Origin of the sequence: Pseudonocardia xinjiangensis, assembly GCF_012911925.1 — a bacterium.
Classification (GTDB): Bacteria; Actinomycetota; Actinomycetes; order Mycobacteriales; family Pseudonocardiaceae; genus Pseudonocardia; species Pseudonocardia xinjiangensis.
In genome coordinates, this window is record NZ_JAAXKY010000182.1 from 1 (window position 1) to 13,037 (window position 13,037).

The 13,037-nt window shown below is 73.5% G+C and carries 12 protein-coding genes; 10 read left to right on the forward strand and 2 right to left on the reverse strand.

Annotated elements, in window-relative coordinates:
* Positions 1-72 precede the first annotated feature (72 nt).
* Positions 73-1,314 (reverse strand): ROK family protein, encoded by a 1,242-nt coding sequence (locus HF577_RS33155; protein WP_246267770.1) that lies wholly within the window; start codon positions 1,312-1,314, stop codon positions 73-75.
* A 114-nt stretch (positions 1,315-1,428) separates the two neighbouring features.
* Between HF577_RS33155 and HF577_RS33160 the strand changes: the two genes are divergently transcribed.
* From HF577_RS33160 to HF577_RS33205, 10 genes are all read left to right on the forward strand, one after another.
* Entirely contained in the window at positions 1,429-2,973 is a 1,545-nt protein-coding gene (locus HF577_RS33160) for a sugar ABC transporter ATP-binding protein (protein WP_246267768.1), read from the forward strand.
* Positions 2,966-4,051, forward strand: a complete 1,086-nt coding sequence (locus HF577_RS33165) for an ABC transporter permease (protein ID WP_169399949.1) — start codon at positions 2,966-2,968, stop codon at positions 4,049-4,051. The genes HF577_RS33160 and HF577_RS33165 overlap by 8 nt, the downstream gene beginning before the upstream one ends.
* Positions 4,052-4,088: 37 nt before the next feature.
* Positions 4,089-5,159: a substrate-binding domain-containing protein gene (locus HF577_RS33170; RefSeq protein ID WP_211175229.1), complete on the forward strand. Its 1,071-nt coding sequence runs from the start codon at positions 4,089-4,091 to the stop codon at positions 5,157-5,159.
* 5 nt (positions 5,160-5,164) lie between these two features.
* Positions 5,165-6,337: a Gfo/Idh/MocA family protein gene (locus HF577_RS33175; protein WP_169399950.1), complete on the forward strand. Its 1,173-nt coding sequence runs from the start codon at positions 5,165-5,167 to the stop codon at positions 6,335-6,337.
* A gap of 27 nt (positions 6,338-6,364) precedes the next feature.
* Positions 6,365-7,372, forward strand: coding sequence for a sugar phosphate isomerase/epimerase family protein (locus tag HF577_RS33180; RefSeq protein WP_169399951.1), 1,008 nt, complete (start codon positions 6,365-6,367; stop codon positions 7,370-7,372).
* A gap of 64 nt (positions 7,373-7,436) precedes the next feature.
* Positions 7,437-8,525: a sensor histidine kinase gene (locus HF577_RS33185; protein ID WP_169399952.1), complete on the forward strand. Its 1,089-nt coding sequence runs from the start codon at positions 7,437-7,439 to the stop codon at positions 8,523-8,525.
* Positions 8,522-9,316, forward strand: a complete 795-nt coding sequence (locus tag HF577_RS33190) for a LytR/AlgR family response regulator transcription factor (protein ID WP_169399953.1) — start codon at positions 8,522-8,524, stop codon at positions 9,314-9,316. Before HF577_RS33185 ends, HF577_RS33190 begins: the two co-directional genes overlap by 4 nt.
* A 13-nt stretch (positions 9,317-9,329) precedes the next feature.
* Positions 9,330-9,701 (forward strand): hypothetical protein, encoded by a 372-nt coding sequence (locus HF577_RS33195; protein ID WP_169399954.1) that lies wholly within the window; start codon positions 9,330-9,332, stop codon positions 9,699-9,701.
* On the forward strand, positions 9,698-11,398 hold the full coding sequence (locus HF577_RS33200; RefSeq protein WP_312859544.1) for a sodium/solute symporter: 1,701 nt from the start codon (positions 9,698-9,700) through the stop codon (positions 11,396-11,398). Before HF577_RS33195 ends, HF577_RS33200 begins: the two co-directional genes overlap by 4 nt.
* Before the next feature lie 42 nt (positions 11,399-11,440).
* Positions 11,441-11,839, forward strand: coding sequence for a hypothetical protein (locus HF577_RS33205; RefSeq protein ID WP_246267769.1), 399 nt, complete (start codon positions 11,441-11,443; stop codon positions 11,837-11,839).
* Positions 11,840-12,071: 232 nt separating this feature from the next.
* Here the strand turns inward: HF577_RS33205 and HF577_RS33210 are convergent.
* Positions 12,072-13,037: hypothetical protein (locus HF577_RS33210; RefSeq protein WP_407692268.1), on the reverse strand; the 966-nt coding region annotated here is incomplete at its 5' end.

The window sequence follows — 13,037 nt, forward strand, 5'->3', positions numbered from 1 at the left end:
GGGGCCCGGCGAGTCGCCCGTCCCCCACTCCGCGAGTCGCCCGTTCTCGGCCCGCGAGTCGCCCACCCCTGCTCACCGCCCGCTGGTCAGCACGCCGATCTGTTCGGCCGAGAGCACGCGCTCGATCCCGAGCACGGCGGCCCCGGCCAGCCCGGCGTACTCGCCCAGCACGCTGTTGGTGAGCACGAGGTTGCGGGTGGCCAGCGGCAGCGCCCGCTGGTAGACGACGCTGCGCACGCCGGCGAGCAGCTCGTCGCTGGCCGCCGTGAGCGATCCGCCGATCGTCACCCGGGCCGGGTTGTAGAAGTGCACGAGGGTGGCCACGAGCTCGCCGATGAGCCCGGCGGCCTCACGGACGGCCCCGACTGCGGTGGGGTCGCCGCGGCTCACCAGGGCGCGGACGTCGGCGATCGACACGGCTTCATCCCCGTGCGCGAGTCCGAGCCTGCGTGCGATGGCCCCGGCCGAGGCCACCGCCTCGATGCAGCCGACGTTGCCGCAGACGCAGGCGTCGTCGGGCGCGCCGCGCACGCGCACGTGCCCGATGTCGCCCGCCGCGCCGTCGGCGCCGTGGTGCAGCACGCCCTCCCCGGTGACGAGGCCGCCGCCGATGCCGGTGCCCACCTTGACGAACAGCAGCGGCACCTGGTCGGCGGGCAGCGCCCGCGCCTCACCGAGGGCGCGCAGGTTGACGTCGTTCTCGAGGACCGCGGGGCAGCGGTAGGTGTGCTGCAGGCGCGCCGAGACGGGGTAGGCGTGCCAACCGGGCATGATCGGCGGGCGCACCGGGACGCCGAGCTGGCCGTCGACGGGGCCGGGCAGCCCGATCACGACGGCGCGCACCGGGACGTCCTTCGGCGCCTGGGTCAGCAGCGCCGTGAGGTGCGACTCGACGGTCCGCAGGACGGGCTCGGGGCCGTCGGTGACGTCCACCGCGACCTGGATGTGGCCGAGCACGCGCTGGCTGAGGTCGACGACGGCGAGGTGGGCGGCGCTCGCGCCGACGTCGGCCAGCAGGACGTGGCCGCCGCGGGGCGACAGCGCCAACCGGTCGGCCGGTCGGCCGCGCCCGGACGTGGGCCTGGTCCCGTCCAGGCGGAGCACGCCGCGGGCCAGCAGCTCGTCGACGGCGGTGCTCACGGTGGTGCGCGCGAGGCCCGCGGCGGGGACGAGGTCGGCCTTGCTGACGGCGGTCCCGGAGGCGACCAGCCGGGCCACGGTGCTGAGGGTGACGGCGGACTCGATCCGGCCCGAGAGCGCGGGCGTGCTCAGGCGCAGCGGCGGCAGCAAGGGCAGTGGTGGGGGCGGGAGCATCACGGTCCGATTTCGTCGGAAAAACAGCGCAAAGAAGCATTATTCGGTCGTTGTACGGCACTGGTCAATGCTCCTACGGTTCGGTCCGCCGGCCGGACCACACCGAGGTGGAGGATGACAGCCACGATGGCGGAGGAACCGCTGCTCACGATGCGCGGGATCGTGAAGCAGTTCCCGGGCGTACGCGCCCTGGACGGGGTGGACCTCGACGTGGCCGCGGGGGAGGTGCACTGCCTGCTCGGGCAGAACGGGGCCGGCAAGTCGACGCTGATCAAGGTGCTGGCGGGCGCGCACCGGCCGGACTCGGGGGAGATCGTCTGGGCGGGCGAGCCCGCGTCCTTCGGGTCGCCGCACGCCGCCGACGCCGCCGGGATCGCCACGATCTACCAGGAGCTCGACCTGGTGCCCGGGCTCAGCGTTGCCGAGAACGTGGTGCTGGGCCACGAGCCCGCGCGCCTGGGCTTCACCCGCCCGCGCGACGCCGAGAACGTGGCGAGGGCGCTGCTGCGCCGCCTCGGCCACCCCGAGATCCCGCCCGGTCGTGAGCTGGGGCGGCTGTCGGCCGCCGGCCAGCAGATGGTGAGCATGGCCCGCGCCCTCGCCAGGGACGCGCGGTTGATCGTCATGGACGAGCCGTCGGCGGTGCTCGACCCGGAGGAGGTGCGCAACCTGTTCCGGGTGATCCGGGAGCTCACCGCCGACGGCGTGGCCGTGGTCTACATCTCCCACCGGCTCGAGGAGATCCGCGAGATCGGCGACCGGGTGACCGTCCTCAAGGACGGCCGCACCGTGGCCCGGAACCTGCCCGCCCGCACCACGCCGACCGCCGACGTCATCCGGCTGATGACCGGCCGGACCATCGAGTACGTCTTCCCGGAGCGCCCCGCCACGCCGCCGGGCGAGGTCGTGCTGGAGGTCGAGGGGCTCGCCCGCAGCGGGGAGTTCGCCGACGTCTCGTTCACCGTCCGCGCCGGGGAGGTCGTCGGCCTGGCCGGCCTGGTGGGGTCCGGCCGCTCGGAGATCATCGAGACCGTCTACGGGGCGCGCAAGGCGACCGCGGGCTCGGTGCGCGTGCGGGGCAAGGCGCTGCGCGCCGGCTCGGTGCCCGCCGCCGTCCGCGCGGGGATGGGCCTGGCCCCCGAGGAGCGCAAGAGCCAGGGCCTGCTGATGGCCGAGCCGGTGTACCGCAACGTCTCGCTGCCCGCACTCGCCCGCTTCGCCCGGTTCGGTTTCCTCGGCCGCGACGCCGAGCTCGGCGCCGCAGGGGCGATCACCGCCCAGCTCGACGTCCGGCCACCCGACGCCACGCGCCCGGTCCGGACGCTCTCGGGCGGCAACCAGCAGAAGGTCGTGCTGGCCCGGTGGCTGCTGCAGGGGTGCTCGGTCCTGCTGCTCGACGAGCCCACCCGCGGCGTCGACGTCGGTGCGCGCAGCGAGATCTACGCGCTGATCCGCAGGCTCTCCACAGAGGGCGCGGCGATCGTGCTGGTGTCCAGCGAGGTGCCCGAGGTGCTCGGCCTCGCCGACCGGGTGCTGGTGGTCCGCGAGGGCCGGGTCGTCCACGAGGCCCCGAGCGCCGAGCTCGACGAGGGCCGAGTCCTCGACCTGGTCATGGAAGCGCTCGTGCAGTCAGAGAAGGAGAGTGCCGGCCATGAGTGACGAAGGCGCGCGGACGGGCACAGCACCCGCCGCAGCACCGGTGACGCCCGAGAGGCAGCCGCCGGCCGCCGACGAGCGCAGCCGCGTGGAGCAGGCCGCGCGGACGGCCGAGCCCGCCCGGTCGCCGCTGGGCCGGCTGCTCGACAGCGGCGCGGGCCGCAACCTCGGGCTCGTGGCGGTGCTCGCACTGCTGTGCGTGGTCGGCATCGTCACCGCCGACACGTTCCTCACCACCTCGAACCTCCTGACGATCCTCACCTCGGCCTCGATCATCGGGGTGCTGACCGTCGGGGTCACGTTCGTGATCATCGGCGGCGGCATCGACCTGTCGGTCGGCAAGGTGATGGCACTGGCCTCGGTGTGGGCCACGACCGTCGCCACCCAGTCCTACGGGCCGCTGATCATGGTGTTGTGCGCGCTGGCCGTCGGGACCGGCGCCGGGCTGGTCAACGGGCTGCTCATCGCCTACGGCCGGATCGTGCCGTTCATCGTCACCCTGGCGATGCTGATCACCGCGCAGGGGCTGGCCGAGCGCATCTCCGGGCGGCGCAGCCAGATCGTCACCGACCCGGTGATCGCCGGCATCGCGAACACCCGGGTGCTCGGGATCCCCCTGCTCGTCTACATCTTCGCGGCGGTGGTGGCCGTGGGCTGGGTGGTGCTCAACCGCACCACGTTCGGCCGCCGGACGTTCGCCATCGGCGGCAACTCCGAGGCGGCCCGCCTGGCCGGTGTCGACGTGCGGCGCCACACCGTGCTGCTCTACGCGGTGTCCGGGCTGTGTGCCGGCATCGCGGCGATCATGATCGCGTCGCTCACCACCACGGGGTCGAGCACGCACGGCACGCTCTACGAGCTCGACGCGATCGCCGCGGTGATCATCGGCGGCACGCTGCTCTCCGGGGGCCGCGGCACGCTGATCGGTTCGATCCTCGGGGTGCTCGTCTTCACGACGATCACCAACCTGTTCGTGCTCAACAACCTGGCGACAGAGGTCCAGAACATCGCCAAGGGCGTGATCATCGTCGTCGCCGTGCTGATCCAGGCCCGTGCGCAGCGCTCGTCGGCTGCTGGTTGACCCCGCCGAACGACCGACCCCAATGAAGGAGTCCACCATGCCCGACCCCCGCATCCTCCCCGGTGCCCTGCGGCGGCGCGGCTTCCTCGCCGGCGCCCTCGGCGTCGGTGCCGGTGCCGCGCTCACCGCCTGCACGAGCAACGCCGCCCCGTCGGCGCCCGCCAACGCGCCTGCCGCCGCGGCGGGGGGCGACAACGCCACGCCCGGCACGCCGGTGACCATCGGCTTCTCCGCGCCCGCCGCCGACCACGGCTGGATCGCGGCCATCGCCAACAACGCGCAGGCGCAGGCGCAGGCCTACTCCGACGTGACGTTCGAGGCCGTGAACCCGACCAACGACATCACCCAGCAGATCGCCGCCGTCCAGACCCTGATCAACCGGAACGTGGACGCACTGGTGATCCTGCCCAACGACGGCAGCCAGCTGACGTCCGTGGGACGCGCGGCGATGCAGGCCGGGATCCCGGTGATCAACCTCGACCGGATCTTCGACTCGCCGCTGGCCTACCGCACCTGGATCGGCGGCGACAACTACGGCATGGGCGTGAGCGCGGGCAACTACATCGGGGAGCGGCTGAAGGCCGCAGGCGTGGCCAACCCGGTGATCGGCGAGATCGCGGGCATCGACAACCTCCCGCTGACCCAGTCCCGCAGCCAGGGCTTCGCCGACGCACTGGGCACCTACGGCTTCCGGGTCGGCCCGCGGCAGGCGGCCGACTTCACCGCGCAGGGCGGGCAGCGGGTCACCGCCAACCTCCTGCAGGCCGCACCCCGCCTCGACGCCGTCTGGAACCACGACGACGACCAGGGCATCGGCGTGCTCGCCGCGATCAACCAAGCCGGCCGCAACGAGTTCTTCATGGTGGGCGGCGCCGGCTCGGCCAACGCGATGCGCGACATCCAGGCCGACAACACGGTTCTCAAGGCGACGGTCACCTACAGCCCGTCGATGGCATCATCCGCCGTTGCGCTCGCGCGTCTCGTGGCGCAGGGTCGGGGGATGGGCGATCTTGCGGAGCAGGAGGTGCCGGCCTCGATCACGCTGGCGTCGGCGACGATCACACGGGAGAACGTCGCCACCTACATGCCGCTCGGCTTCGAGTCCTGAGCGCCATGGGCAGCGATCAGGTTCTCGGGGTCGGGATGGTGGGCTACGCCTTCATGGGCGCGGCCCACTCACAGGCGTGGCGGACGGCAGGGAGGTTCTTCGACCTCCCGCTGCAGCCGGACATGGCGGTGCTGTGCGGCCGCAATGCCGAGGCCACAGCGGCGGCGGCGCAGCGGATGGGGTGGCGCACCACCGAGACGGACTGGAAGGCGTTGCTGGGGCGCGACGACGTGCAGCTCGTGGACGTCTGCACGCCGGGGGACACGCACGCGGAGATCGCGATCGCCGCGCTGGAGGCCGGCAAGCACGTGCTGTGCGAGAAGCCGCTGGCCAACACCGTCGACGAGGCGCGGGCCATGGTGGCCGCCGCGGAGCGGGCACAGGCCAAGGGCGTGCGCAGCATGGTGGGCTTCAACTACCGGCGGGTGCCGGCCATCGCGCTGGCCCGCAAGCTGGTGGAGGAGGGACGGATCGGGCAGGTGCGCCACGTCCGCGCCCAGTACCTGCAGGACTGGATCGTCGACCCGGAGTTCCCGCTGGTCTGGCGGCTGCAGGCCGAACGGGCAGGGTCCGGGGCGCTGGGCGACATCGGCGCCCACATCGTCGACATGGCGCAGTTCGTCACCGGTGACCTGCTCACGAACGTCACGGCCATGACGGAGACGTTCATCACGGAGCGGCCGCTGCCCGGGGCGTCGAGCGGGCTCACCGCGTCGGGCTCCGACGAGCGGGGCCCCGTCACCGTCGACGACGCCGCCCTGTTCATCGGCCGGTTCGCGAGCGGGGCGGTGGCGAGCTTCGAGGCCACGCGGTTCGCCACGGGGCGCAAGAACGCGATCCGGCTGGAGATCAACGGCAGCGCCGGCTCGCTGGCCTTCGACTTCGAGGCGATGAACGAGCTGTCCTTCTACGACGGCACGGAGGACCCGGAGACGGCAGGCTTCCGCCGGATCCTCGTCACCGAGCCCACCCACCCGTACGCGGGGGCGTGGTGGCCGCCCGGCCACCTGCTCGGCTACGAGCACTCGTTCACCCACGAGGTCGTCGACCTGCTGCGCGACCTCGCGGCGGGCACCGACCCCACGCCGTCGTTCGCCGACGGCCTGCAGGTGCAGCTCGTGCTCGACGCCGTCGTCCGCTCCGCGCAGAGCGGCAGCTGGCACCCGATCCCATCCTGACCACGCTCGCGAAAGGGGCACCGCGCGATGGCGCGACCGATCACGCTGTTCACCGGCCAGTGGGCCGACCTGCCGTTCGAGGAGGTCGCCCGGCTGGCCGGGGAGTGGGGCTACGACGGGCTGGAGATCGCCTGCTGGGGCGATCACTTCGACCCGTGGGCCGCGGTCGAGGACGACAGTTACGTGCAGGGCCGCCGCGACATCCTGGCCAAGCACGGGCTGGAGGTCTACGCGATCTCCAACCACCTCACGGGCCAGGCCGTCTGTGACGACCCGATCGACCAGCGCCACCACGACATCCTGCCCTCGCGGGTGTGGGGCGACGGCGAGCCGGAGGGGGTGCGGCAGCGCGCGGCCGAGGCCATGAAGACCACGGCCCGCGCTGCCGCGAAGCTCGGCGTGGACACCGTCATCGGGTTCACCGGATCGAAGATCTGGAAGACCGTGGCGATGTTCCCGCCGGTGCCGCAGTCCATGGTGGACGACGGCTACCGCGACTTCGCCGACCGCTGGAACCCGATCCTCGACGTCTTCGACGAGGTGGGCGTCCGGTTCGCCCACGAGGTGCACCCGTCGGAGATCGCCTACGACTACTGGACCACCGTGGCGGCGCTCGAGGCCGTCGGGCACCGGCCGGCGTTCGGCCTGAACTGGGATCCGAGCCACTTCGTCTGGCAGGACCTCGACCCCGTCGGGTTCCTGTGGGACTTCAAGGACCGGATCTACCACGTCGACTGCAAGGACGCGAAGCGTCAGGTCGGCAACGGGCGCAACGGCCGGATGGGCTCGCACCTGGCGTGGGCCGACCCGCGGCGCGGCTGGGACTTCGTCTCCACCGGCCACGGCGACGTCCCGTGGGAGGCCTGCTTCCGGATGCTCAACACCATCGGCTACACCGGCCCGATCTCCGTCGAGTGGGAGGACGCGGGGATGGACCGGCTCGTCGGGGCGCCGGAGGCACTGGAGTTCGTGCGCAGGCTGGCGTTCGACCCCCCGTCGGCCGCCTTCGACGCCGCCTTCAGCAGCAGCACCTGACCCGCGGCTGGTTCCGGAAGCCGATCGTGACCTACGGTCGCGCTGTCGCGCGGACGGAGGCTGCATGGTGGAGGTCGATGCGGTGCTTGCTCCCGGTGGTGGCCGGCCTCGCCGCTGGCGCGGTCCCCGCCGGGGTGCACAGGCGATGGACGCGCTGTCCGCAGGTCGGCGCATCGCGGCCGACCTCCGCGGCGGCATCACCGGCTCCGGCGCAGGTTCGGCCGCCCGGGGCCTGCGCCGGTTGCTCGACGCCGACGCCGTGGCGATCGGGGGCCTGCACGGCGAGCTGACCTGGGCCGGTCGCCCCACCGACCTCACGGCTGCCGCGCAGCTCGCCGACAGCGCGCTGCGCGGCGACGCCCGCGCGACGGGCGGGGGCGCGGTCGCGCTGCCCGTCCACGCCAGCGACGAGCTGGCCGGCGTGCTGGTGGTGGTGGGGCCGGTCCCCCCGTCCGCCGTGCGGGAGGCGGCGCTGTGGGTGGGGGAGGCGCTGGAGCGGGCGCTGCTGGAACAGTCCGCCCACGTCGCCCGCCAGGCCGAGCTGCGGGCGCTGCGGGCGGAGATCTCGCCGCACTTCGTCTACAACAGCCTCACGACGATCGCGTCGTTCGTCCGGTCCGACCCCGAGCGGTCGCGGGACCTGATGCTCGACTTCGCGGAGTACACGCGGCACAGCCTCGCCCGCCACGGCGAGTACACGACGATCGCGGGGGAGTTCCGGGCCATCGAGGCCTACCTCGCGCTCGCCCGCGCCGTGCTCGGCGACCGGCTGCGGGTGCAGGTGCGGATCGCGCCGGAGATCCTGCCCGTCGCACTCCCGTACCTGGTGCTCCAGCCACTCGTGGAGAACGCGGTGCGGCACGGGGTGGAGCTGCCCGGCTCCAGCGGGCTCGTGCAGGTCAGCGGGGAGGCCGACGGTACCGACTGCGTGATCATCGTGGAGGACGACGGGCCCGGGATGGACCCGGAGTACGCTGCCGCCGTTCTGGCGGGGTGCGGTACGCCAGGGAGCCTCGGGTTGGTGAACGCCGACCGCAGACTGCGCACGGTGTTCGGAGCCGGCTACGGCCTGGTGATCGAGACGGCCGTGGGTGAGGGCACCCGGGTGCTGCTGCGCCTGCCACGTTTCCAGCCGGGGGTGGTGGTGTCGTGACCGGGGGACCGGGTCTGCGGGTGCTCGCGGTGGACGACGTCGCACCTGCGCTGGAGGAGCTGCGCACGATGCTGACGGAGTCCCCGGGGGTGGCCGCCGTCGCGGTGGCGGGCGAGCCGATCACGGCGCTGCGGCTGCTCCAGGCCGGCCCGATCGACGCGGTGTTCCTCGACATCTCCATGCCCGCGATGAACGGGATGGAGCTGGCGTCGCTGCTGGCCCGCATGACCGACCCGCCCGCGGTCGTGTTCGTCACCGCCTACGAGGAGCACGCGGCGGCGGCCTACGGCATCGGTGCCGTCGACTACCTGCTCAAACCGGTGCGTCCGGAGCGGCTCGCCGCGGCGCTGACCAGGGTGCGGCGCTTCAGCGCCGCAGCCGCTGCCGGTCCCGACGCAGCGCCGGCACCGCCGATCGACGCGCTCGCCGCGCTACCGGTGGAGCTGGCGGGGTCCACGCGTTTCGTCCGCCGCGACGACGTGCGGTTCGTCGAGGCCCAGGGTGACTACGTCCGGCTGCACACCCCGACGGGAGCGCACCTGGTGCGCATCCCGATCTCCCGCCTCGAACAGCACTGGCAGGCCGCGGGGTACGTCCGCGTGCACCGCAGCTACCTGCTCGCCGTCCATGCCGTCCGGGAGCTGCGCAGCGATCTCGGAGGCGGCCTGCTGGCCCACACCGATCTCGGTGACGTGCCCGTCAGCCGCCGCCACGCGCGGGACCTGCGGGAGCACCTCCTGGAGGCGGCCCGGCGCGGGGCCTTCGACCAGCCGAACCGGCAGCTGCGTTGATCGGGCGGCCCCGATGACCCGCCAGCGTCGGATCGCCGTCACCAGCCCCCAGACGAGGCTCGCACTCGCGGGGCGGCGAACAGGCGTTCCGGCCGTCCCGCCGCACCTCGCCCCGGCCGACGCCGAGCGGGCGCGGCGCATCCACCGCCGGCAGCTGCGGCACGCGCTGACCGTGCTCGGGTTGCTGGCCGCGCTGCTGCTGGGCCTGCCCCTGCTGCTCGTGGCCGCCCCCGGCTTGGACGAGGTGCGGCTCGGGGGCATCCCGGTGTCCTGGCTCGCGGTGGCCGTGCTGCCCTACCCGGTGCTCGCGCTGCTGGCCCGATGGCAGCTGCGGCGGGCCGAGCGCACCGAACGGCCGGACCGGCCACCGGGAGTCCGCGAGTGATTCTCGCCATCGTCCCCGTGCTGCTGATCACGTTGCTGATCGGAGCGCGCGGGGTGGCGGCGATGCGCACCACCTCGGACTTCCTGGTGGCGTCGCGCCGGATCTCCCCCACCGTCAACGCGGCCGCCGTCTCGGGGGAGTACCTCTCCGCGGCGTCGTTCCTCGGCGTCGCCGGTCTCGTCGTCAAGGACGGGGTGGGCTCGCTCTGGTACCCCGTCGGGTTCGCCGCGGGGTACATCGTGATGCTCGCGCTCGTGGCCGCGCCGCTGCGCCGCACCGGTGCGCTCACCGTGCCGGACTTCGCCGAGGCCCGGCTGGGGTCCCGCAGGCTGCGCAGGCTCTCTGCCGTGGTGGTGCTGGTGATCGCGTTCCTCTACCTGGTGCCGCAGTTCACCGCCGCCGGGCAGGTGCTCGCCGTGGTCAGCGGCAGCCCGTACTGGGTGGGCGTGGTGATCGCCGGCGCCGCCGTCAGCATCACGCTGTCGCTCGGCGGGATGCGCGCGGCCACCTACGTCCAGGCGTTCCAGTTCGCGCTCAAGCTCGTGCTGTTCATCGTCCCGGCGATCTGGCTGGTGCTGCAGGTCGGCCCGGTCGTCCGCGCCGACGCCCTCGAACCGGTCGAGTTCACCCGGTTCCCCGTCGCCACCCCGGTGGAGTTCCGGCTCGACACGGAGCTGACGATCACCGCGCCCACTCACGCGGCCATCGCGGGCCACCCCCAGCAGCTGCTCACCCCGGGGCGGTACGCGGCGGAGGGCGGAACCACCTGGGTGTTCGACGCCGGAGCGCCCGTTCCGCAGGTGGGAACCGGACGGCCGCCGGGAGGTGAGGAGTGGGCGCGGCCGGTGCTCGACCCCGGCGGCTACCCGGTGCTCGCGACCTGGTCGATGCTCGTGGCCACCGTGCTCGGCACGATGGGCCTGCCGCACATCCTCGTCCGGTTCCACACGAGCGCCGACGGCCGCGGCGCCCGGCGGACCGCGGCGATCACGGTCGGGCTGCTCGGGGTGTTCTACCTCTTCCCCGCGATCTACGGGCTGCTCGGGGCGGTACTGCTCCCCGAGCTGTACCTGTCGGGCGGGACGGACACCGTGGTGGTGGCGCTCCCGGCCACCGTCGACCAGAGCTGGGTCGGGACGATGTTCACCGCGCTGCTCACCGCGGGCGCCTTCGCCGCGTTCCTCGCCACGTCGCTCGGACTGCTGCTCGTCGTATCGGGTGCGCTCGCGCACGACCTGGTGCCGGGCACGCTGCGCCGGCTGCGCTTCACCCCGATCGCCGCGGCGCTGGTGGTGGTGCTGCTCGCGCTGCGGGCGGAGCGGATCGACGTCGGTGTGCTGGTGACGTCGGCGTTCGCGGTGGCGGCGTCCACCTTCTGCCCGCTGCTCGTGCTCGGGATCTGGTGGCCACGGCTGACGGCCCGCGGCGCCATCGTGGGCATGGTGGTCGGGTTGATCTCCTCGGCCGGCGTGATCGGCGTCGACCTGATCCTCGGGGCCCCACCCGGCCTCCCGGCGATCGTGCTGGGGCAGCCCGCCCTGTGGTCGGTGCCGCTGGCGTTCGCCACGATGGTGCTCGTGTCGTTGCGCGGCACCCCACCTGCCTGGGCAGCGGCGGCGATGCTGCGGCTGCACCTCGACGAGAACCGGTCCGGATCCGCCGCGACCGATGACTTCTGCCCACCCCGGTCGTCATAACGGCAGTGGGCTCGGACGGTCCACCCGATGCTGGGAGGGCCGGTGAACGCTGAGTCGCCCGATCCGGACGACGGCGCCGAGGGGGCGCCGTCGCCCGGCGAGCCCGCGCGTGGCCGGGTGCTGGCCCCCCTGGACAGCGAACCGCTCTCGTTTCTCGCCCGGCCGCCGGGCCCCGGGTTCCGGACCACCGTCGTCACCCTCGAAAGCGGCTCCACCCGGGCCTACGACGAGGCGGAATGGAGCGACGCGCTGGTCGTCGTCGAGTCCGGGGAGGTCGACCTGGAGTGCGGGGCGGGCGGCCGGCGCCGCTTCCGTTCCGGCGCCGTCCTGTGCCTGACGGGGCTCGGCCTGCGCGCCCTGCACAGCGTGGGCGCCGGGCCCGCGGTGCTGGTGGCGGTCGCCCGGCGACACGCCGCCGCAGACCCCGGCCCGGCCACCTGACCACACGTTCCGCGCGCTGGCTGGGGTCTGTGGGGACCAGGTCGGGCGCGCGTATCCCCTCGGCCGGCCCGGCGGGGGCTGCGGGCCGGTGCTCGTCACTCTCGCGGTGGACCCCGGCCCTCCCACCTGACCACGCGTTCCGCGCGCTGGGTGGGGTCGTCGCAGCGCCCGTGGGGTCTGCGAGGACCAGCCCGGGCGCGCGGAACCCCTCCGCCGGCCCGGCGGGGTGGGGCTACAGGCTCTCGACGCTCGTGGAGACGAGGTCGGTCACCGTCGACAGCAGGGACCCGCCGCCGGAGTCGGAGCCGCCGTCGTTGTCGGACGCGCCGTTGTCCGAGGACCCGTTGTCCGAGCCGCGGCCGTTGTCGGAGCCGCGGCCGTTGTCGGAGCCGCGGCCGTTGTCGGAACCGCTGTTGTCGGAGCCGTCGTTGTCGCGGCGGCCGCCGTCGTTGTCGGAGCTGCCGTTATCCGAGCCGCCGTTGTCGTCGGAGCTCCCGTTGTCGGAGCTGCCCGCGTCGTCGGATCCGCTGTTGTCCGAGTCGCCGTTGTCGCCGCGGCCGCCGCCGTTGTTCTCGGAGCTGTTGTTCTCGGGGCCGCTGTTGTCCGACCCGCTGTTGTCGGAGCCCGCGTTGTCGGACCCGCTGTTGTTGCCGGATCCGGTGTTGTCGGAGCCTGCGTTGTCCGAGCCGCCGTCGTCCGAGCCACTGTTGTCGGGGGTCCCGCCATTCTCCGAGTCGGGGTTGCCCGCGCTGCCGTTGTCGGCATTGCCGTTCTCGGATCCGCTCTCGTCAGATCCGCCGACCGCGCCGCTGTTGTCTGGGCCGCTGTTGTCTGGGCCGCTGTTGTCCGAACTGCTGTCGTCAGCGGTGGTGTCGTTGTTGTCGCCGGGCTCGCCCGCCGCGGGCGGGCCGGACTGGTCCTGTCCGGAGCCGTCGTCGGGGGAGGTGTCGTCGGCGGGGGACTCTCCGGGGTTGCCGCCGTTCCCGTCGGCGGACGCGGGGCCCTCACCCGGCTGCTCACCCTCCGGGTTTCCGCCGTCGGTGGCAGCAGGCTCGTCCTGACCCGCGGGGGCCTCCGACTCCGGCTCCGGCTGCGGCTGCGGCTGCGATTCCGGCTGCGTCTCGGACTCGGGCTGCGACTCGGGCTGGGACTCCGGCTGGGATTCCGGCTGGGAGGGGGGCTGCTCTGCGGACTGGGG